The sequence below is a fragment of the Paenarthrobacter sp. NPDC058040 genome (assembly GCF_042885775.1).
Classification (GTDB): domain Bacteria; phylum Actinomycetota; class Actinomycetes; order Actinomycetales; family Micrococcaceae; genus Arthrobacter.
This window is the reverse complement of sequence record NZ_JBHVRN010000006.1, coordinates 284,908-304,606: the sequence shown is the minus strand read 5'-3', so window position 1 is coordinate 304,606 and position 19,699 is coordinate 284,908. Positions and strand designations below refer to the sequence as shown.

Genomic DNA, 19,699 nt, shown 5'->3' with positions numbered 1-19,699 from the left:
GCAAACGCAGGGGATCACCGATGTCCGAATGCTGCCCACGGAACCCGCCCTTGGCGCTTTGCGCCTATTGAATCCACAAGTCCACTAAATCAGCCGCCTGTCACACCAAAAACCCTCCGCGGCCCTCGCCTGCGGGAAAACCCCAGGGCTACGCCGACCCGCCACGCAGGCAGTTCAGGAATTCGTCAACAGCCGGGGAAGTGATGGCTCCCCGCACGGCATACAGCGCCGTTTGGGGGCGCCCGGTGATGGGGCGGGTGACGACGCCGGGCATCTGGAAGCGTCGTACGGATTCGGGGAGGATCGAGATCCCGAGTCCGGCAGCGACCAAACCGAGGACGGTTTCCTGGTGTATGGCCTGCTGGACCACGTTCGGCGGGGACTTCGCTTCCTCGAACAGTCGCCCCACGCGGGCGACGAAGCCTGGCATGAGCCGGTACGGGAACAGGATCATCGGTTCGCCCTCCAGATCCTGCGGCCGGACCTCTGCGGCCGATGACAGCGAGTGCTCTTGGGGCACCACGGCTACCAGGTCCTCGGCCACAATCAGTTCCATGCCCAAGCCGGGAACCTCCCCGGGGTCGCGGACCAGCCCAAGGTCCAGTTCGCCGTCGAGCAGTTGTTCGATTTGCTCGCCGCTGGTGAGTGGACTCAGTGCCAATTCCACCCGCGGCCTGAGCTGCCTGAAGGTGCGGATCGCTTCGGGGATGGTGGTGTAGCTGGCCGAGCTGACGAACCCGATCTTGATCCGGCCACTGGTGCCCGCTGCCACGCTGGCCACATCTCCTACGGCGTCGTCCAGTTCGGCCACGGCACCCTGGACCCGGCCCCGAAATGCTTCACCGGCAGGCGTCAGCATGACCCGGCGAGTGGTCCGGTCAAACAACTGCACCCCGAGCTCACTCTCCAACCGCCGGATGGCAACTGTCAGCGGCGGTTGCGTCAGGTGCAAGCGTTCAGCCGCCCGACCAAAGTGAAGCTCGTCCGCGACGACCAGGAAGTACCGAAGCTGCCTGAGTTCCATCTTAATTCTTTCGATTGACGTTAATAATTCCTACAAAAATGATATTGGACGCAGCGCAATCCCGGGTGAGTAACTGGATACAGCGCAAGCAACCCTCCACGAATCAGCACAAGGAACACACCCATGGAATCGTTCGAATACGTCGTTGTCGGAGCCGGCCTGTCAGGCGCAGCCACGGCCTGGCAACTGGCCTCCCGCGGCCACGACGTCGCCCTCCTGGAACGCAGCACTCCAGCCAATGACGCGGGCAGCTCCCACGGCTCGGCACGGATTTTCCGCTACGCCTACCCGGACGAGTTCTACACCAGGCTGGTCCAGGAAGCCAAGAACGGCTGGGACGAACTCGCCCGCCTGTCCGGCAAGCAACTGATCACACCGCACGGTGCCGTCGATTACGGCTCGGTCCGCCAACCCGAACGCCTCGCGGCAGTCCTCGAGGCACGTGGCATTGAGCATGAACTGCTGACCGCGAAGGAAGCCCAGGACCGGTGGGGCCAGATCGCCTTCGACACCGACGTCCTCTGGCACCCCGGCGCCGGCGTGATCGACGCCCACGAATCCGTCACCGCCATGGTCGACCAAGCAGTGACCCACGGCGCAGCGCTCCACACCAACTGGGCCGTCGCATCCATCAAAGGACCCCCCGGCGACTACGTCCTGACCTCCGAGGACGCCCGCGCGGTCAAGGCCGCGAACGTGATCGTCGCCGCCGGTGGCTGGCTCCCCCAACTCCTCGGAAACCTGGCCCTGCCCGCAGGCTTCCTCGCGACCACGCCCCACATCGAAGTCCGCCAGGAACAGGCCTACCACTTCCCCTACATCGACGACACCGACCCGGCTACCTGGCCCACCTTCATCCACAAACGCGAAGGCTGGCAAGCTTACGGCCTTCCGGGAGGCCGCGACGCAGGATTCCGCGGCCAGAAAGTCGCCGAATACAACGGCGGCAAAATCCTGCCCTCCGCAGCTGACCAGGACGGCCGGATCAGCGCCGAGAACCGCCGTCGCGTCACTGAATACGTCGCACAATACCTCCCAGGCCTGATCCCCGAACCGTACGCGGAAACCACCTGCCTGTTCACCAACACCCCCACCGAAGACTTCATCATCGACCGGGCCGAGGGCATCACCATCCTCTCCCCCTGCTCCGGCCACGGCGCCAAATTCACCCCGCTCATCGGCCAGTTCGCAGCGGACCTCGCCACCGGCACCGGAACCGTCCCGAACCAGTTCCGCCTCACCACCCAAGCCACAGCAGCAGGAGCACACTAATGACGCGCCTCACCAACCAGACAGGCACGACGACGGCAACGGTCACCGGACTGCTCTCCGACATCGCCAACCTGGGCACCGACCCAGTACGTGGCGGCTACACCCGCCCCGTCTACTCCACCGCAGAACTCGACCTCCGCGAATGGTTCATCCAGGAAGCCACCAGGCGTGGCCTTGCCGTGGAAACCGACCGCAACGGAGCCATCTGGGCCTGGTGGGACACCCCCATCAAAGACCGCACCAACGCACTGGTCACCGGCAGCCACCTCGACTCCGTCCCCGGCGGCGGCCCCTTCGACGGACCCCTCGGCGTCGCCTCCGCACTCGTCGCCGTCGACATCCTCAAAAACCGCGGCACCACACCCACCCGGCCACTCGCCGTCGTGGTTTTCCCCGAAGAAGAAGGCTCCCGCTTCGGCGTCGCCTGCCTCGGATCCCGCCTCATGACCGGAGCCATCGACCCCGACAAAGCCCGCAACCTCCGCGACCCCGACGGCAACACCTTCGCCGACATCGCCCAAGCCAACGGCCTCGACCCCCGCCATGTCGGCAAGGACGAAGAACTGCTGGGCAGCATCGGCGCGTTCGTGGAACTGCACGTCGAACAAGGCCGAGGCCTGATCGACCTCGACCAGCCCATCGCCATCGCCTCCTCCATCCTCGGCCACGGCCGCTGGCGCCTGAGCATCAACGGCCAAGGCAACCATGCCGGAACCACGCTGATGGTCGACCGCCACGACCCAATGGTCGCCGCCTCCCGCATAGTCGTCGCCATCCGCGACACCGCCCGCGAACAACCACACGCCCGCGCCACCGTCGGCAGGCTCCAACCCGTCCCCGGCGGAACCAACGTCATCGCCTCCCGCGTGGACTTCTGGCTCGACGTCCGCCACCCGGACGACGCGATCACCGCAGCCCTCGTCGAAAGCATCCACGCCCAGGCGCAGCTGATCGCGGCAGAGGAAGGCTGCACCGTAGAACTCAGGGAGGAATCCCTCAGCCCCACGGTCCACTTCGACCCCGGCCTCCAGCAACAACTGCAACTCGCCCTGCCCGAAGCACCCATCCTCGACACCGGCGCCGGACACGACGCCGGCGTCCTCTCCCCCTACGTCCCGACGGCCATGGTCTTCGTCCGCAACCCCAGCGGCATCTCCCACTCCCCCGAAGAACACGTCCTCGACGAAGACGCCGAAACCGGAGCCCAGGCCCTGGCCGACGCCCTCGCCCAACTCAGCAACTGACACCAATCCGTTCATATTGGACGGCAAAGTATTGCTAAGGTGCCTTAGTAGTTGTTTTCTGGTGTCGGGACAAGGAATTTGTCCTGCTGCCAGACCCTGACCGGCCAGCCCCGCCTACCCACGGAGCCACCATGTATGGGATTAGCGGTCCAAGCTTTCACCAGCTGACCCACGATTCGCGCCCTCTCGGATGCCTGCATTGCGGATCCGACGAAAATGTTGCCATCGAATCGATCGAGTCCTTGCCCCCGCATCCGGGTGAACTCTACGTCCACGTCGGATATTTATGCCGCAAATGCCAAGGCAACTACCAACACAGGGCCAGGTTCCGCGAGGTCGCGGCCATCCTGAACCGAACACAATCCCTGGAAGGGCTCCTTCGCTTCGGCGGCGATTACTTCCATTGCGGCGAAACGATGACGGTCGCCGGCTCCAACATCAAGAGCATTTACGCGCCGCTCTCGACCGAAGAACCCGACGAGGAGCCCGCAGTGGTGAACGTCGCAACCACCGTGTTGCGGTGCCGGTGCGGCTTCCAGCTGGAGGTTCCGAACTAAGCAGCGGCACTGCCCGGAACAGCGCTGGGCAGAAGAACCGCTGGCACCAACGTCACGATCCCGATGATTCAGCACTTCTATGGATGGTGGGCAGCACGCCCACCGCTCCATCAGAACAGAAAGCACGGGATTGCTCGAGATCACTGCGAAGCCTGCAAACCGCCCGGCCCGGTCCGGCCCCACTCTTCTCGACCCAACACCGGTGGTCCCTGTCGGTCTGACTAAACTGGATCTTGCCCTCTCAGCGGCCCTCTGCCTCGTCGGCTGGGTTGACTCCATCTTGATCGGACAGTTCCTTGACTGTGGACCCGGGCTTCACAGCATCGGACTCGCAATCCACATCCTTGCCCTTGTTCTGGCCTTCGGCACCATCCTGGTAGTTGACTGGCTGGGACTCCTCTGGCTTTTGGGCAGGGTCAAGATTCACGATCCTGGCAGGCTGGAAACCGCAGCGAAGCCCCTGATCTGGGGCGGGCTGGCGCTCCTGCTCGCCTCAGGTGCTCTCATCGAACCAGACCTCACCAACCCGGCCACCTGTATCAAACTGATCTGCGTCCTGGCCCTGATGTTGAACGGCCTAAGCATCGGCCCGGCAATGCACCAGCTGATGTCCCTTCCGGAACGGACGCGCTTCGGTGAACTGGGCCGGCGGCTCCGGCTGCGACTCTTTATCGCTACGGGAGTGTCACAGGCATGTCGGTGGACGGCCGTCATGGTGGGTCTGGTGAACAGCACCCTCCGCCGGTGGACAGGGTCCTGACATACCCGCCCGGCGTCGACGGCGGCGACGCACCAACCAGAGGACGCGACCGCCGTCGAGCGCTGGACGGAAGCAATCCTGGGCCTGGTTCCTAGCCGCGAACGGTCGTCACCACTGCGCCCCGGTCACGGGGTCCTCGAACTATCCAGTACGTTCCGGCCACGAGTGCGAGCAGGGAAGTCAACAATATTCCTAGTTCCTCAGCGATCCACACAGGGCCAAGAATCCACCATCCGACCAGAATCGGAAGATCGACCAACGCCAACAGTGCGACGCAAGCGGCAATCAACGCCAACATCCGCCGCCACGGACTTCTTCCGGCCGCCAGACGCCAGGCTGTTAGCCCACCCGCTACCGCGATGCAGACAGCACCAGTTACGAAGAGGAGCCCGACGACCTCACTGGTTGTTCCAGTTCCACCGTTCATCCAGATCAGCCAGACCTTTGTGATCCATGCGAGCCCACCGACCACAGCCAAAACCCCGGATGCTCGAAAAGACATGAGAATTTCGACTTTCTCCCTAGCGATTTACCTGCGTCTCCCAATGCTGCTCCTCCGCCCGTGGCAATTGAAGAGGTATCAGTGCATACCTGCTCGGCCGCGCGGAGGTGGTTCTGTACCGCCATACGTGGACAGTCAAAATGTTATGTCTTTTTCTCGCATAAGTTTGTATGCTTTCTTCTAAACATCTGGAAGCGAGGCAACACCGTCATGGCCGACATCTTGAACGCCCTCATCCTCTCCGGGCACATGACCCGCGAGCACGACAACGAGTTCCGCAGTTTCCGTTCCCACAACCAGTGGCTGACCACGGTGCTGGAGGATACCGGCCGGTTCCGTGTCCGGGTAGTGGAGGACCCCCGCGGGCTGGGGGCAAGTGTTATCGACAAATACGACGTTGTGATCGTGGTGTTCGAGGGCCGCGACGGCTACCACGAAAAGGCGGAAGGGTTTGGGGCGGAGACCGACGCCGCACTGCTCAAATTCGTCCGCGAGGACGGGAAGGGCATGGTCTGGTTCCACGGTTCAGCCGTCCAGGAGGACGACTGGGGTTACCCGGAGGAGTACAACACCATGCGCGGTGCCAAGCTGAGCGTAGCTACCGGACTGCGCCCGCGCCCCTGGGGCGAGGCACTGCTGCAGACAGCCGATCCGCGCCACCCTATCACCGAGGGCATCAGCCAAACCTGGACGGTCACGGGCGACGACATCCTGACCGGGGTGGAACTGCACGAAGGGGCGTCAGTGCTTCTCTCAACGTTTGACGACCTGGAGTCCTACGAAAAAGCACCGAGGTGGCCCATGTCCCACTATCCGGTGGCCATCCCCGCCGAGGGACCGGCCGGCCTTCCCGGCATCAACACGCTGCAGCCGCTGGCCTGGATCAACAACTACGGCAGCGGCCGCAGCTTCACCATCACCATCGGGCACGACATCGATACCTTCCGGCGGATCGAATTCATCAGCATGTTCCCCCGCGGCGTCGAGTGGGCAGCCACGGGCAAAGTCACGCTCGAAGGCCCCGACAGGCGGGGCGAGCGCCGATTCCTGCCGTGGCCCTATTACAACCGGGAAGGGTAATGCGCGACCATCAGGAAGCGACGGCGGTGAGCGCCTGGTCGTAGATGTCCAGTGCCGCGGCCACTTCTTCTGCAGTAACGACGGCGGGTGGGACCACATGGATGCGGTTGTCCGTCAGGAAGGGCAGCAGGCCCCGGCGGAGGAGCTCGGCCTTGAGTCGGCCCATGTATTCGGCGGTGACGGGTGTTTTGGTGGTGCGGTCCTGGACGAGTTCGAGGGCCCAGAACACGCCGCGTCCACGGACGTCGCCAATGACATGGTGCTTCTGGGCGAGGGCGCGCAGGCCGGGGCCCAGGTGTTCCCGGCCAATGACCGCGGCGTTTTCGACGATTCCTTCTTCCTCGAACGCTTCGATCGACGCGACGACGGAAGCGGCTGCGAGGGGGTGGCCGGAGTAGGTGAGACCGCCGGGGAAGACCCGCTCGTCGAAGGTCGCGGCGATCTCGCCTGAAATGATGACGCCGCCGACGGGGACGTAGCCGGAGTTGACGCCTTTGGCGAAGGTGATGAGGTCCGGGGTGACGTTGAAGGCATCGAGGGCGAACCAGTCGCCGGTGCGGCCGAAGCCTGCCATGACTTCGTCGAGGATCATGACGATGCCGTATTCGTCGCACAAGGCCCTGACACCTTGGAGGTATTCGGGCGCCGGGACCATGATGCCTGCGGTGCCGGGGATGGTTTCCAGCAAGACGGCGGCGATGGACTGGGGACCCTCGGCCTGGATGGTCCGGCGCAGGTGGTGGAGCGCGCGTTCGGTTTCCTGCTCCGGGGTTTCGGCCCAGAATTCGGAACGGTACAGGTATGGGCCGAAGACGTGGACGTGTCCGCGGGCGTATTCGTTGGAAATGCGGCGCCAGTCACCTGTCGCGACAATGGCGGCTCCGGTGTTGCCGTGGTAGGAGCGGTACCGGGAGATGACTTTGTCCCTGCGGGTGTGCAGGCGGGCCATGCGGATGGCGTTCTCGTTGGCGTCCGCGCCGCCGTTGGTGAAGAACACTTTCTCCATGTTCGCCGGCGCGTGGGAGAGGATCTTCGCCGCTGCCTGGCCGCGGACGTGGCTGGCGTGCGAAGGCGCCAGGGTGGCCAACTCCGTGGCCTGTTTCGCGATGGCGGCGATGAGCTTCGGGTGCTGGTGGCCGATGTTGGTGTTGACCAACTGGCTGGAGAAATCCAGGTACGTGTTGCCTTCGTGGTCCCACACCGTGGAGCCCGATCCGCCGGCGATCACCAAGGGATTGAGCGACTTTTGCGCCGACCAGGAATGGAACACGTTCGCCCGATCAAGGGCGACGGCCTCGGCGTTGGTGATGGCTGCTGGGGCGTCGGCGCTGGTGTCTGCTGCGAGCAAGGCTGCGGGGCTGGCGACCATGAGGGTTCCTCTCGGTGGAAGGTTTGGGAGTAACTTCATCCTGCGCCGTGAATGCACCTGCCCGCCCTATACGTTTGTACAATCACTTCACCACCATTCGACGTTTTTACATCCCGAGGGTCTCCATGCCACCAAGCCTGAATGTCCTGCTCCGTAGCCGCGCACTCAAACTCCGGTTGGTCACGCCGGGCCCCGACTCCCCCACCTTGGACGAACCGGTCAGCTGGGTCCACAGCTCCGACCTGGAAGACCCCACACCCTTCCTCGACGCAGGACAACTGCTGCTCACCGACGGCACGCAGTTTCCGGTCGGCGCCACATCGAGTACGACGGCGGCGGGCGGCACGGCTTCCCACGCGCCCGTCGAGGCGAACGGCAGCGGATACGCCGACTACGTGAAGCGCTTGGCAGAGCATGGCATCGCTGGGCTGGGCTTCGCGACGCAGGTTATCCACGGCATCCTCCCGCAGGGACTCGAGGAAGCCTGCCGAAACCACGGCCTGCCGCTGCTCGAAGTTCCGGACCGCACACCGTTCATCGCGATCATCCGGTTCGTCGCCGACCAGTTGGCCAAAGAAGAACACGCCCGCGCGGAATGGTCGCTCCAGGCCCAGCGCGCCATCTCCCGCGCCGCGCTGCGCCCCGACGGGCTGACGTCGATCCTGGGCGAACTCGAACGCCAACTGCACAGCTGGGTGGCGCTCTACGATGCCGCAGGAAACTACGTGCGCATGCCCCGGAACCGGCCCGTCCCCTCGGACCTGGCCGCTGAGGTCACGGAAAAGGTTCGCCGTGCGCTGGATCTTGGCAGCCGTTCTGCCTCGCACCTGGACATCGGGGGCCAGTCGGTGACGCTGCAGACGTTGGGGCGGAAGGGAAGCCTGCGCGGCGCGCTGGTCCTTGGCGCGATCGAGCCGCTGGATCCGGCCCGGACAGACATCGTCAACAGTGTGATTGGCCTGGCAAGCCTGGCCCTGGAGCAAACCCGTACCTTGGATACGGCGCGCAGGCACCTCCGCGCTGGCGTCTTCGAGCAATTGCTGGCGGGCAGCACCGACGTCGCACACAAAACGGCGCAGCAGGTCTGGGGCCAGCTCCCCCGCAACCCCTTGCTGGTGACGGCTTCGCGCCAAGAGAACCCGGCACCGAATCTGCTCGAAGCTCTTGAACTGCTCGCTGATGACTACCGGGGCGCGGTGTTCTACGCCCTGCGGGGTGAGCTGCTGGTGGTCCTTGCCGGAAGAGCCCACCAGGACAAAGTGCTTGAGTTACTGACCCGCCACGGCGCATGCGGAATCTCCACCGAGACCACCATGAACGGCTTGTCCGGGGCCCTTGACGAAGCCACCCGTGCGCTGCGCCGGGCAACCGAACTGGGGACGTCCGCCGTCGAATTTTCCGAGCTGTCCGAAGGCGGCATGCTCGGGCTGTTGCACGAGGAAAAGGCCGGACCCGTGGCCCGCGGGCTGCTGCAGCCACTGATCGCGCACGACGAAGCAGAGCAGACAGAACTGCTTGCCACCCTTCGCGAGTGGCTGGCCAACAACTGCATCTGGGACCAGACTGCCAGGCGTTTGGGCGTGCACCGGCACACCCTGCGCAACAGGATCGACGCCGCCGGGAGGATCCTCGGGCTCAATCTGGACAGCATGCGCGACCGGTTGGAAGTGTTCGCTGCCGTGCAGTTCCTGGAGGACTGAGGAGAAACCCAAGAAGGGCCTCCGGCGGGAGCGCCGGAGGCCCTTGCTGGAGGCTAGTTCTGCGGGAAGCCGAGGTTGATGCCGCCGTGGCTGGGATCGAGCCAGCGGGACGTGATGGCTTTCTCGCGGGTGTAGAACTGGAAGCCCTGCAGGCCGTAGGCCTTGGAGCTGCCAAAGATCGAGTCCTTGAAGCCGCCGAAAGAGTAGTAGGCCACCGGGACAGGGATGGGCACGTTGATGCCCACCATGCCTACTTCCACCTCGTTCTGGAAGCGGCGGGCCGCGCCGCCGTCGTTCGTGAAAATCGCCGTGCCGTTGCCGAAGGCGCCATTGTTGATAAGGTTCAGGCCCTCTTCGTAGCTCTTGACGCGCACCACGGCCAGGACCGGGCCGAAGATCTCTTCGGTGTACACGCGGGAGGTGACCGGGACGTCGTCGATCAAGGTGGGGCCGAGCCAGAAGCCGTTCTCGTGACCATCCACCTCGATGCCGCGCCCGTCCACGACGACCTTGGCACCATCTTCGATGGCGAGGTCGATGTAAGAAGCCACCTTGTCGCGGTGTTGGGCGGTGACCAGCGGGCCCATGTCGGTGTTGCGGCGGCCGTCGCCGATCTTGAGCGTGGCCATTCGGGTGGTGATCTTTTCGATCAGTTCGTCGGCGACGGGTTCGACGGCGACGACGACGCTGATGGCCATGCAGCGTTCACCGGCGGAACCGAAGCCGGCGTTGATCGCGGCGTCCGCGGAGAGGTCCAGGTCAGCGTCGGGCAGGACCAGCATGTGGTTCTTCGCGCCACCCAGGGCCTGGACGCGCTTGCCGTTGCGGGCCGCGGTCTCGTAAATGTACTGGGCGATCGGGGTGGAACCCACGAAGGAAATGGCCTTCACGTCCGGATGCTCCAGGAGGCCGTCGACGGCTTCCTTATCACCATGCAGGACGTTGAACACGCCGTCAGGGAGGCCAGCTTCAGTGAACAACGCAGCGAGCCAATTGGCCGCCGTCGGGTCCTTTTCGCTCGGCTTCAGCACCACGGCGTTGCCGGCCGCGATGGCGATCGGCAGGAACCACAGCGGAACCATCGCCGGGAAATTGAACGGACTGATGATGCCCACGACGCCCAGCGGGCCCTTAGTGGAGTAGACGTCGACGCCGGAGGAGACATTCTCGGAATGCTCGCCCTTAATGAGGTGCGGGAAACCTGTTGCCAGTTCCACGACCTCCAGGCCGCGGGTGATTTCACCGAGGGCATCGGAGACGACCTTGCCGTGTTCTGCCGTGATGATCTGGGCGAGTTCACCCTTGCGCTCGTTGAGCAACTCACGGAAACGGAAGATGATCTGCTGGCGCTTGGTGATGGACAAGTCCCGCCAGGCAGGAAACGCCTTCTGGGCGGAGGAAACGGCGGCCTCGATGTCGGCGCCATCCGCCAGGGCCACCCGCTTGGTCTCGATACCCTTGGCCGGGTCGAACACCGGGGCTGTGCGGTCGCCGGACGAAAGTGCTTCAGCGCCCTCGATCCAGTGGGACAGCACGGGAAGTTCTTGGTTGACTGACACGCTTGTTCTCGCTTTCACGTGGTTGCTTGAATCGCCTGATGGCCTGACAGCCAAGGTAGCCGCTGGAGAACCTCGAAAGCGCCTAACATTTGTTGCTTTGTGGCTTCCCCTATCGACAAATGTACAAGCACCTGGGCCGCGTCTACCGGCCTAGTGTTGCCTTACGGCACAGAGGCATGGCCCTTTCGACGCAGCTTGACTGGTCCTAGAATCCTCCTGTGGACGTGAGCTGCGCCCGGCAGCCACTGGAACGGAAGAGTCGTGGTAGCGATGGCGAATAGTCCATTCCGGCACCAGAAGCACCATAACAACAGCGAAGGGAAGCCGCACAGGACACACTTCGGCGAATGGCTCCGGCGCGAAGACGCCGGCGTCGAAGGGACGGGCAGCAGTATCTTCATACGGCGCCACGATGAACACCAGCCACCCGAACGCACGTGTATCCAGGGACACGAAATCGTACCAGGAGAAACACACTGCTCCCAAGGCCACCCGGTGGGCTGAGGCCGGCAGTCAGTCGAGTAGCGCTACACCGAACTCAGCCACGACGGCCCGCAATTCCCTGAGGTAGCGCTGCGCTTGGTCGGTGAGCGGAATCGCTGCGTGGCCGATCCAGCCGATCTCGATGCGCTCGTCAACGTCGAGCGGGATGGCGACGATCTCCGGGTCGAGCTGCCCGCTGATGATGCCCGTCGAGATCGTGTAGCCGTGGAGCCCAATCATGAGGTTGAAGATCGTCGCACGGTCGGAGACCCGGATCTCCTGCTTGCTGGACAAAGTGGAGAGAATCTCCTCGGCGAAGTAAAAGGAGTTGTTCGCACCTTGATCGAAGGTTAGCCGCGGCAAGCCGGCGAGGTCGGCGAGAGTCGCACGCTCTTTTGAGGCGAGCGGGTTCTTCCGTGAAATGAAAATGTGCGGATCAGCGAGGAAAAGCGGCGTGAACGCGAGCCCGGATTCCCGGAGCAGCTTGTCGATGACCTTCCGGTTGAAATCGTTCCGGTAGAGGATGCCTATTTCGCTGCGGAGCGTCCGGACATCCTCGATGATGTCCCAGGTGCGGGACTCACGCAGCGAGAACTCGTATTCGGCCACCTCAGTGGCCTTGACCATCCGGACGAAGGCGTCCACCGCGAACGAGTAGTGCTGCGTTGAGACGCCGAGCAGACGTCGCGTCGGTGGCCTGCCAAGGTAGCGCTGCTCAAGGAGAGCGAACTGCTCCACGACCTGCCTCGCGTAGCCGAGGAACTCTGCCCCGTCGGCAGTCAGGGTTACCCCGCGGGCTGAGCGAACCAGGAGCGCACGCCCCACCCGGGCCTCAAGGTCCTTCATCGCGGCGGACATTGTCGGCTGCGCTACGTAGAGAAGATCGGCGGCGGCGGAGATCGACCCCTCTGCTGCAACTTCAATGAAGTACCGGAGCTGCTGCAGCGTCAATCCACTCGAAAGCTGTGCCATAGGAAAATTCTATATGAATGCATAGTAACGCCGAGTTACCCGATACCCCGGGGAAGGCTGCACCATGGATACATCATCTTCGGAAAGGCCGTCTCCGGCCATCATCAACGGATTGGCAACATGGCAGACGACTTTACCTTCAGCATTACCACCACCCGCTTCGACGAGGACTACTCGCCGTCGGAAGGCTCTCGGATCACCACCAATTTCGCCAACCTGGCACGCGGCGAGCACCGCCAAGAGAACCTCCGCAACGCCTTGACCATGATTCGGCGCCGTTTCAATGATCTCGCAAGCTGGGACAACCCGGACCGGGACCGATACTCGCTCGAGCTTGAGATCGTCTCCGTGCAGATAGAGTTCACCGCGGAAGGTACGGACCGGGAGTTCCCGCTGTTCGAGGTTCTCGACATCCAGATCGTCGACCAGCTGAACGGGGTCCGCCACCAAGGGATCGTGGGGAACAACTTCTCCTCCTACGTCCGTGACTTCGATTTCAGCGTCGTGCTGCCAGCGGCAGCAGCGGAGTCCGGCAAGCCCACCGTTCCCCAGGATTTCGGCGATCTTCACGGCAAACTGTTCCAGCAGTTCCTCGATTCCCCGGCATGCCAGGAACGCTTCCCGCAGCCGCCAGTGGTGTGCATCAGCGTCTCCACGAGCAAGACGTACCGGCGAACGGAGAACCGTCACCCGGTCCTGGGAGTCGAATACCAGCAGGACGAGTTCTCGCTGACGGACGCGTATTTCGCAAAGATGGGGCTGCAGGTTCGTTACTTCATGCCGCACGGCAGCGTTGCGCCGCTCGCCTTCTATTTCCGCGGCGACCTGCTCAACGACTACTCCAACCTGCAGCTCATCGGCACGATCAGCACCATGGAGACCTTCCAGAAGATCTACCGCCCGGAGATTTATAACGCGAACTCCGCCGCCGCCGTCGTCTACCAGCCAAGCCTGGGAGAGCAGGATTACTCGCGGACCCAGATCGCATACGACCGCGTCGAGCGCAGCCAGCTTGCGATCACGCAGGCGAAGTACACGGAGGAACACTTCATCACGCCCCACAAGGATCTATTGGACCAGTGGACCGCCAAATACCCCGCTCTCGTCAACTGACCCACGGAGAATCGTCAATCATGAACACACTTTTGCCCACCACCGTTGTCGGAAGCCTGCCGAAACCATCGTGGCTCGCACAGCCGGAGACTCTTTGGTCCCCGTGGAAGCTGGAGGGAGATGCCCTGCTCGAGGGCAAGCAGGATGCGCTGCGCATCGCCATCCACGAGCAGAGCCGCCGCGGCATCGACATCGTCAGCGACGGCGAGCAAACCCGCCAGCACTTCGTCACGACGTTCATCGAGCATCTCAGCGGGGTCGACTTTGAACAGCGCAAGACCGTGCGCATCCGCGATCGCTACGACGCGAGTGTGCCGACCGTCGTCGGACCTGTGCGCCGCGAGCAGCCGGTATTCGTCGAAGACGCAAAGTTCCTCCGCGCAACCACCGACCGGCCGATCAAATGGACCCTTCCCGGCCCGATGACGATGGTGGACACGCTCTACGATGACCACTACAAGAGCCGCGAGAAGCTGGCCTGGGAGTTCGCCACGATCCTGAACCAGGAGGCGAAAGAACTGGAGGCGGCCGGCGTGGACATCATCCAGTTCGACGAGCCCGCGTTCAATGTCTTCCTCGATGAGGTCAAGGACTGGGGCGTGGCTGCGCTTGAGAAAGCGGCAGAAGGACTGCGTGCGGAGACCGCCGTGCACATCTGCTACGGCTACGGGATCAAGGCGAACAATGACTGGAAGGCGACGCTCGGCTCACAGTGGCGGCAGTACGAGGAAACGTTCCCGCTGTTGCAGAACTCCAGCATCGACATCATCTCGCTCGAGTCCCAGAACTCCCACGTGCCCATGGACCTCATCCAGCTCCTCCGCGGCAAGAAAGTCATGCTCGGGGCAATCGACGTCGCAAGTGAGACCATCGAGACCCCCGAGGAGGTCGCCGACACCCTCCGCAGGGCCCTGCAATTCGTCGATGCGGACAAGCTCATCCCCAGCACCAACTGCGGCATGGCACCGTTCCCCCGGGATGTCTCATTGGCCAAGCTGAGCGCACTCAGCGCGGGGACGAACATCGTCCGGGAGGAACTCGCCCGCGCCACCCCCAGGGTGTCATAGCGATGTTTCATGCCTACCCCACCGACACGTGGCTTGAGGCACCGAAGAAAGGCTTCCCGTCCTCTCTCTCAGCCGATGAGTTCAAAGCACTATTCCGTGGCCACCCGGGAGGTGTCGCCGTCATCACGGCGGATGCGGGCGAAGGTCCGGTGGCGCTGACTGTATCGTCGGTCGTGTCAGTGAGTGCCGAACCTCCGTTGCTGATCTTCTCGGTCTCGGCACTGTCCTCTGCCTCCTCGGTGCTTTCGCGCGCCGAAACCGTCGTCGTGCACCTGCTGGACGCGCACGACGTCGACCTGGCCAAGTTTGGAGCGACCCCCGGCGCCGACCGCTTTGACCAGACGCACCGCTGGTCGCCCCTAGAAACCGGCGAAGCGGTATATGACGATGTCCGCGCCTGGGTGCGCTGCGCCGTCATCGATCGCATGGAGGTGGGGACCTCCACAATCATCGCCGTTCACGCGCTGGAGTCCCGCGTGATGCGTGATGTCCAAGCGGGCGAAGCCGGCGACGCCTTGGTCTACCACAACCGTTCATGGCATCGCTTGGGCGAGCACTCCAGGCTTGAAGGCTGATCGCCGCGCCAACAATGCGAGGCAGCAAGCCGAACGGCGCACGACGGCGGGAGGTCAACTCCCGCCGTCGTGGTCGTTAAAAGACCCGTGCCATGCCGCCAGTCCCAAGCGGGAGCCTGAAGCGATGAGGCTTTCCTCCAACTGGGCATCTGCCAGGACTGTTTCACCATGTGCGGTGACCAAAACTTTGGTGCCGAGGAAGGCCACGTCGGTCAATATCTGATCCCAGTGCCGGTACTGAACGTCGTGTCCTTCTCCCCCGTACATCCGAACCGTGGTTTTGAGTTCCCGACCTTCCGAATGCAGCGACCTTTTCCAACGGTCAATGTGTTGTTCGGGGACGAGGGTGTCTTCGCTGCCCCAATAGATGAATGCCGGTCCCTTTACACGGCCGAGGTTCGGCAGGGGCGTTCTTGCGTACAGCTCGAATGCTTGACGCAAGCCTTCCGGCTCGACATCCCTGCCGCGGGCAAACAGTGCGCGCGTTGCCTCTTCAATGGCTGAGTCAACGAAGCCGGGAACCCCGTGGACGGGGCTTTCGGGATTGAACGTCCACCATGCCACTGGATCCGCCGCCACCTGCATGGGGTCGAAGTCCAAGCGTGCGCCAGGGATGGGTTCTGAATAGGCGCATGCAAGATGCATTGAGCGCACGCGTTCGGGGTGGGCTGCCGCGAGCTGCGCCGCGTAGGGTCCACCTCCGGAGACAGCTACAACCGATGTCTCCCGGACGCCAAGATGATCGAGGAGCGACCAAACGTCCTCAGCGTGTTCCGTCACGCCAACGTCCGGATCGAAACCGGTCTGGCCTAGTCCATTGCGCTCGATCGAAACAGCGCGTATTCCAAGATGCTGCCTCAAGGGACGCGCGAATTCCATGAGCCTGAAGGCTCGAACTGTGGTTCCAGCGCCGCCAAAGAAGACCAGGGGTATCCCTGAACGCGGACCTTCGTCTATGAAGTGGATCGTTCGCTTTGATCCCACTACGTGGCTGTGCACCGTGGGGCCCAACGGCTCGAACCCCATTTTCGGGAGCACGATGTGACTACCCCTTTTCCCTGGACTCTCCAACCTTGTTCCCTTCATTACCTCGCGGACCCGTGCGCATGATGCGTGCGCCGCGTCACATTTTCGCAAGTTGTGCTGAGTTTGAATTAAACCATTGCCATAATCGCAAGTCACCCCTAAGGTCGTTGGCATGGCAACATCCACCCCAGAAAATGCTCAACTGGCTGAGCGCGCCCGCCTGTCCATCCAGAACTCAGGCCTGGTCCAGAGGGAAGTGGCGCGGCACATCGGTCTTGATGAAACGAAGCTTTCCAAGTCCCTGGCAGGTACGCGGCGTTTCCGCCCCACGGAGCTGACCGACCTGGCAGATGTGACGGGAGTGACGGTGAATTGGCTGATGTCGGGTTCGGACCAGACGAGGGGCGTTTCTGTGCCTCCGCCGGCAATGGTCCTGCCTACCCGCCACGCCGAGAACAGCGATCAGGCACAAAAGCGGCGGGCAATCATCGAGTCAGCCTGGTGGCTCTTGGCGCGACGCGGTTATTCGTCCGTCCGCATTGCTGATATTGCCGCTGCCTGTGGCGTGAGCACTGCCAGCGTGCACTACTACTTCTCCACCAAGCGGGAGATCTTCGCAGAAGTCCTCCGCTATTCGGTGAAGCTCGCCTTTGACCGCCAGATCGCAGAGCTGCATGCCATCACGGAACCAGTGAGCCGACTCAAGCGGCTCATCGAGCTACAGCTGCCCGCAGGGGACCGTGGACGGGCCGAATTCTCCATCTGGCTGCAGACCTGGTCCTACGTCGCGGTGGACGAGTCCGGAAAGGAAAACCACGCCCAGGGTTACCGCCGCTGGATACAAACCGTGGAGGACGCCATTGCTTTTGGCCAACAAGAAGGAGTTTTTGTCGAGGTGCCATCGGCTGACCTCGCGATTGAACTCACCGGCCTCGTGGACGGCCTCGGCATCAAAGTGCTGACCGGAATGCTGACTTCCGATCAGATGTACCGCCATATCGAAAACTTTATCGATCGCACCATCGTCAAACCCAAAGGGAGTAATAAATGAATCGCAAGGTCGTCGTTACCTGCGCCCTCACCGGCGCAGGGGACACCACCGGCAGGAGCGAAAACGTTCCAGTCACACCCGAGGAAATCGCGCAGGACGCCATCGCTGCCGCCCGTGCCGGTGCCTCAGTGGTCCACATCCATGTCCGGGACGTCGAAACCAAACAAGGCTCGCGCGATGTTGCCCTGTACCGTGAGGTCGTCCGTCTGGTCAGGGACAGCGATGTCGATCCCGTCATCAATCTGACCGCCGGGATGGGCGGAGACCTGTTTCTGGATCCAGGCGAACCGACCAAGCAATTGCCGGGAACTGACCTGGTGAGCGGCCTGGAACGCCTGGCCCACGTCGAGGAGCTACGCCCGGAGATCTGTACTATCGATTGCGGATCCCTGAATTTCGGAGAGGGCAGCCAGCTTTACATCAGCACCCCTGACATGCTGCGGGAGGGTGCGGCACGCATCAAGGAACTCGGAGTGAAGCCCGAGATGGAAATCTTCGATACCGGCAACCTCTGGTTCGCCAACATCATGGTCGAAGAAGGCCTCATTGCCCCACCGCCGCTGTACCAGCTGTGCATGGGCATCCCTTACGGCGCGCCCGTGAACGCTGGTCTCCTTCAGGCCATGGTGCACATGCTCCCACCCGGTGCGCAGTGGACCTCGTTCGCCATCGGTCGGGACCAACTGCCCTGGGTTGCCCAATCCGTGCTCCTTGGAGGGCACGTGCGGGTTGGGTTGGAGGACAACCTTTACCTCAGCAAGGGCGTCAAAGCAACGAACGCCCAATTGACCGAACGCGCCATCGCGATCGTCAACGACCTCGGCGCGTCCGTAGCAACACCAGATGAAGCGCGCGAAATACTCCAGCTCGAGAAGAAGGCTTGATCCATGTCAACCATTGATTTCACCCCCTTGAACATGAGCGACGTCGATACCGTCGCCTGCGTCGGAATCGGCACTATCGGTGGCGGATGGGCAGCCTATTTCCTGGCCCAGGGCTACCGGGTCAAAGCGTGGGATCCCTCCCCGGACGCAGAATCCAAACTGCGCCGCCTCATTGATGCGGCGTGGCCTGCACTGACAAAGCTGGGCCTGGCCCCGCACGCCTCAAAGAACAACTTCACCGTTCACTCCGACCTCGCTGAGGCTGTCGACGGAGTCGGCTTCGTGCAGGAAAGTGCCCCCGAAGTCCTTGAACTGAAGCGGTCCCTGCTGGCCAGGATTGATTCCGTAACGGCGCAGGATGTCGTCATCGCCTCCTCCACCTCGGGGTACGGCATGACGGAAATGGCCACCGAAGCCGCCAACCCGGCCAGGCTCGTTGTCGGACATCCCTTCAACCCGCCCTACCTCATCCCCCTGGTAGAGGTTGTCGGGGGCGAAAACAGCTCCGCAGAAGCAGTGAAATGGGCAGCAGCCTGGTACGAGCACATCGGGAAGTCGGTCATCAGCATGGACCGGGAAGTACCCGGTTTCATTGCCAACCGTCTCCAGGAAGCACTGTGGCGCGAAGCGCTTCACATGGTCGATAACGGCGAGGCCACAGTCGAACAGATAGATCTGGCGATTACCGACGGCCCCGGCCTCCGTTGGCCGATCCAGGGTCCGATGCTCACCTTCCATCTGGCCGGCGGCGAAGGCGGCATGGCGCACATGCTGGACCACTTCGGACCCTCGCTGAAATCGCCGTGGACGCGCTTGGACGCGCCGGAATTGACGCCCCAACTGAGGGACGCGGTCATCGCCGGTTGCGACGAGGAACTTGCAGGGAGGTCATTCCTGGAACTGGTTGCCGAACGCGACGAAGCAATCATTGCCATCCGCAATGCGGTCGCTGCCGTGAAAGCGGCCCAGAAATGACAGACCTCGCCGCGGCAAAGCTCCCAGCTTACCGATGCACCGTGGTCCCTGAATGGATCGACTACAACGGCCACATGTCCGAGGCCTTCTACGTACTGGTCTTTGGTTTCGCCACGGACCAGGTCATGGATGAGCTGGGAATGGACCAGCCCTACCGGCAGGAAACACAATGTTCCCTCTACACGGTTGAAGCCCATATCCGATATCTCCTGGAAACAGGGCTTGGCGCCGAATTGACTGTAACAACAGTGATCGCCGGCGCAGGTCCCAAAAAGCTTCACTTGGCCCACGAAATGCACGCCGGAGGGCAGCTCCTCGCTACCGAGGAGATTCTGGCCCTTCATGTCAACACCGGCACGCAACGCACCGAACCTTTCCCTCAAGCAGTCGCCGACCGCATCATCAGTTTCCGGCGCGAAGCCGGACAGCAGGCCCCGGAGTGGGTCGGACGGAAGTTGACTGCATAGACGTATAGAGCCTCAGAAA

Annotated in this window: 18 protein-coding genes; 13 read left to right on the top strand and 5 right to left on the bottom strand. The window is 62.8% G+C overall.

The features are described 5' to 3' along the window. Positions 1 to 148 precede the first annotated feature (148 nt). Complete coding sequence (locus tag ACFVSJ_RS10630; RefSeq protein WP_387436669.1) at positions 149 to 1,024, bottom strand: LysR substrate-binding domain-containing protein; 876 nt, start codon at positions 1,022 to 1,024, stop codon at positions 149 to 151. 123 nt (positions 1,025 to 1,147) lie between these two features. On the opposite strand from ACFVSJ_RS10630, the gene ACFVSJ_RS10625 reads away from it, so the two are divergent. The 5 genes from ACFVSJ_RS10625 (at position 1,148) to ACFVSJ_RS10605 (ending at position 6,439) form a co-directional block, all read left to right on the top strand. After that, positions 1,148 to 2,296 carry an FAD-dependent oxidoreductase gene (locus ACFVSJ_RS10625; RefSeq protein WP_387436667.1) on the top strand — a complete coding sequence of 383 codons (1,149 nt, stop codon included), beginning with the start codon at positions 1,148 to 1,150 and terminating at the stop codon, positions 2,294 to 2,296. Beyond that, positions 2,296 to 3,540: an allantoate amidohydrolase gene (locus ACFVSJ_RS10620; RefSeq protein WP_387436665.1), complete on the top strand. Its 1,245-nt coding sequence runs from the start codon at positions 2,296 to 2,298 to the stop codon at positions 3,538 to 3,540. Before ACFVSJ_RS10625 ends, ACFVSJ_RS10620 begins: the two co-directional genes overlap by 1 nt. A gap of 131 nt (positions 3,541 to 3,671) precedes the next feature. Beyond that, on the top strand, positions 3,672 to 4,097 hold the full coding sequence (locus ACFVSJ_RS10615) for a hypothetical protein (protein WP_387436663.1): 426 nt from the start codon (positions 3,672 to 3,674) through the stop codon (positions 4,095 to 4,097). Positions 4,098 to 4,299: 202 nt separating this feature from the next. Beyond that, positions 4,300 to 4,857: a hypothetical protein gene (locus ACFVSJ_RS10610; protein WP_387436661.1), complete on the top strand. Its 558-nt coding sequence runs from the start codon at positions 4,300 to 4,302 to the stop codon at positions 4,855 to 4,857. A 712-nt stretch (positions 4,858 to 5,569) separates the two neighbouring features. After that, positions 5,570 to 6,439 (top strand): ThuA domain-containing protein, encoded by an 870-nt coding sequence (locus tag ACFVSJ_RS10605; RefSeq protein ID WP_387436658.1) that lies wholly within the window; start codon positions 5,570 to 5,572, stop codon positions 6,437 to 6,439. Between the two features lie 10 nt (positions 6,440 to 6,449). On the opposite strand, the gene ACFVSJ_RS10600 is transcribed toward ACFVSJ_RS10605, so the two are convergent. Next, positions 6,450 to 7,808, bottom strand: a complete 1,359-nt coding sequence (locus ACFVSJ_RS10600; RefSeq protein WP_387436656.1) for an aspartate aminotransferase family protein — start codon at positions 7,806 to 7,808, stop codon at positions 6,450 to 6,452. A 125-nt stretch (positions 7,809 to 7,933) separates the two neighbouring features. Here ACFVSJ_RS10600 and ACFVSJ_RS10595 point away from each other — a divergent pair, with 125 nt between their 5' ends. After that, on the top strand, positions 7,934 to 9,508 hold the full coding sequence (locus ACFVSJ_RS10595; RefSeq protein ID WP_387436654.1) for a PucR family transcriptional regulator: 1,575 nt from the start codon (positions 7,934 to 7,936) through the stop codon (positions 9,506 to 9,508). 53 nt (positions 9,509 to 9,561) lie between these two features. On the opposite strand, the gene ACFVSJ_RS10590 is transcribed toward ACFVSJ_RS10595, so the two are convergent. Together ACFVSJ_RS10590 and ACFVSJ_RS10585 are read right to left on the bottom strand one after the other, a co-directional pair. Continuing rightward, positions 9,562 to 11,067 (bottom strand): CoA-acylating methylmalonate-semialdehyde dehydrogenase, encoded by a 1,506-nt coding sequence (locus tag ACFVSJ_RS10590; RefSeq protein WP_387436652.1) that lies wholly within the window; start codon positions 11,065 to 11,067, stop codon positions 9,562 to 9,564. A 513-nt stretch (positions 11,068 to 11,580) separates the two neighbouring features. Then, entirely contained in the window at positions 11,581 to 12,522 is a 942-nt protein-coding gene (locus ACFVSJ_RS10585) for a LysR family transcriptional regulator (protein ID WP_387436650.1), read from the bottom strand. A gap of 120 nt (positions 12,523 to 12,642) precedes the next feature. On the opposite strand from ACFVSJ_RS10585, the gene ACFVSJ_RS10580 reads away from it, so the two are divergent. Genes ACFVSJ_RS10580 through ACFVSJ_RS10570 form a run of 3 tightly spaced genes read left to right on the top strand, consistent with a single transcriptional unit; the run spans position 12,643 to position 15,277 of the window. Continuing rightward, a complete protein-coding gene (locus ACFVSJ_RS10580) occupies positions 12,643 to 13,635 on the top strand; it encodes a DUF1852 domain-containing protein (RefSeq protein ID WP_387436648.1) in 993 nt (330 codons plus the stop codon). A 20-nt stretch (positions 13,636 to 13,655) separates the two neighbouring features. Next, entirely contained in the window at positions 13,656 to 14,702 is a 1,047-nt protein-coding gene (locus ACFVSJ_RS10575; RefSeq protein ID WP_387436646.1) for a methionine synthase, read from the top strand. 2 nt (positions 14,703 to 14,704) lie between these two features. Beyond that, positions 14,705 to 15,277 (top strand): flavin reductase family protein, encoded by a 573-nt coding sequence (locus tag ACFVSJ_RS10570; protein ID WP_387436644.1) that lies wholly within the window; start codon positions 14,705 to 14,707, stop codon positions 15,275 to 15,277. Positions 15,278 to 15,331: 54 nt separating this feature from the next. Here ACFVSJ_RS10570 and ACFVSJ_RS10565 read toward each other — a convergent pair whose 3' ends face one another. Then, positions 15,332 to 16,303 carry an alpha/beta fold hydrolase gene (locus tag ACFVSJ_RS10565; protein WP_387436710.1) on the bottom strand — a complete coding sequence of 324 codons (972 nt, stop codon included), beginning with the start codon at positions 16,301 to 16,303 and terminating at the stop codon, positions 15,332 to 15,334. Between the two features lie 172 nt (positions 16,304 to 16,475). On the opposite strand from ACFVSJ_RS10565, the gene ACFVSJ_RS10560 reads away from it, so the two are divergent. From ACFVSJ_RS10560 to ACFVSJ_RS10545, 4 genes are read left to right on the top strand one after another with little or no spacing between them, the layout of a single operon-like run. Then, entirely contained in the window at positions 16,476 to 17,354 is an 879-nt protein-coding gene (locus ACFVSJ_RS10560; protein WP_387436642.1) for a TetR family transcriptional regulator C-terminal domain-containing protein, read from the top strand. Then, complete coding sequence (locus tag ACFVSJ_RS10555) at positions 17,351 to 18,238, top strand: 3-keto-5-aminohexanoate cleavage protein (RefSeq protein ID WP_387436640.1); 888 nt, start codon at positions 17,351 to 17,353, stop codon at positions 18,236 to 18,238. Before ACFVSJ_RS10560 ends, ACFVSJ_RS10555 begins: the two co-directional genes overlap by 4 nt. A gap of 3 nt (positions 18,239 to 18,241) precedes the next feature. After that, entirely contained in the window at positions 18,242 to 19,213 is a 972-nt protein-coding gene (locus ACFVSJ_RS10550; protein WP_387436638.1) for a 3-hydroxyacyl-CoA dehydrogenase NAD-binding domain-containing protein, read from the top strand. Continuing rightward, a complete protein-coding gene (locus tag ACFVSJ_RS10545) occupies positions 19,210 to 19,680 on the top strand; it encodes a thioesterase family protein (RefSeq protein WP_387436636.1) in 471 nt (156 codons plus the stop codon). The genes ACFVSJ_RS10550 and ACFVSJ_RS10545 overlap by 4 nt, the downstream gene beginning before the upstream one ends. Positions 19,681 to 19,699 lie beyond the last annotated feature (19 nt).

What these genes read in the sequence shown, in the direction of transcription:
- ACFVSJ_RS10555 (WP_387436640.1), top strand. Translation starts at nt 17,351, where the DNA reads ATGAATCGCAAGGTCGTCGTTACCTGCGCCCTCACCGGCGCAGGGGAC.
- ACFVSJ_RS10560 (WP_387436642.1), top strand. Translation starts at nt 16,476, where the DNA reads ATGGCAACATCCACCCCAGAAAATGCTCAACTGGCTGAGCGCGCCCGC.
- ACFVSJ_RS10545 (WP_387436636.1), top strand. Translation starts at nt 19,210, where the DNA reads ATGACAGACCTCGCCGCGGCAAAGCTCCCAGCTTACCGATGCACCGTG.
- ACFVSJ_RS10580 (WP_387436648.1), top strand. Translation starts at nt 12,643, where the DNA reads ATGGCAGACGACTTTACCTTCAGCATTACCACCACCCGCTTCGACGAG.
- ACFVSJ_RS10570 (WP_387436644.1), top strand. Translation starts at nt 14,705, where the DNA reads ATGTTTCATGCCTACCCCACCGACACGTGGCTTGAGGCACCGAAGAAA.
- ACFVSJ_RS10575 (WP_387436646.1), top strand. Translation starts at nt 13,656, where the DNA reads ATGAACACACTTTTGCCCACCACCGTTGTCGGAAGCCTGCCGAAACCA.
- ACFVSJ_RS10625 (WP_387436667.1), top strand. Translation starts at nt 1,148, where the DNA reads ATGGAATCGTTCGAATACGTCGTTGTCGGAGCCGGCCTGTCAGGCGCA.
- ACFVSJ_RS10550 (WP_387436638.1), top strand. Translation starts at nt 18,242, where the DNA reads ATGTCAACCATTGATTTCACCCCCTTGAACATGAGCGACGTCGATACC.
- ACFVSJ_RS10585 (WP_387436650.1), bottom strand. Translation starts at nt 12,522, where the DNA reads ATGGCACAGCTTTCGAGTGGATTGACGCTGCAGCAGCTCCGGTACTTC.
- ACFVSJ_RS10605 (WP_387436658.1), top strand. Translation starts at nt 5,570, where the DNA reads ATGGCCGACATCTTGAACGCCCTCATCCTCTCCGGGCACATGACCCGC.
- ACFVSJ_RS10630 (WP_387436669.1), bottom strand. Translation starts at nt 1,024, where the DNA reads ATGGAACTCAGGCAGCTTCGGTACTTCCTGGTCGTCGCGGACGAGCTT.
- ACFVSJ_RS10615 (WP_387436663.1), top strand. Translation starts at nt 3,672, where the DNA reads ATGTATGGGATTAGCGGTCCAAGCTTTCACCAGCTGACCCACGATTCG.
- ACFVSJ_RS10595 (WP_387436654.1), top strand. Translation starts at nt 7,934, where the DNA reads ATGCCACCAAGCCTGAATGTCCTGCTCCGTAGCCGCGCACTCAAACTC.
- ACFVSJ_RS10565 (WP_387436710.1), bottom strand. Translation starts at nt 16,303, where the DNA reads ATGGGGTTCGAGCCGTTGGGCCCCACGGTGCACAGCCACGTAGTGGGA.
- ACFVSJ_RS10600 (WP_387436656.1), bottom strand. Translation starts at nt 7,808, where the DNA reads ATGGTCGCCAGCCCCGCAGCCTTGCTCGCAGCAGACACCAGCGCCGAC.
- ACFVSJ_RS10620 (WP_387436665.1), top strand. Translation starts at nt 2,296, where the DNA reads ATGACGCGCCTCACCAACCAGACAGGCACGACGACGGCAACGGTCACC.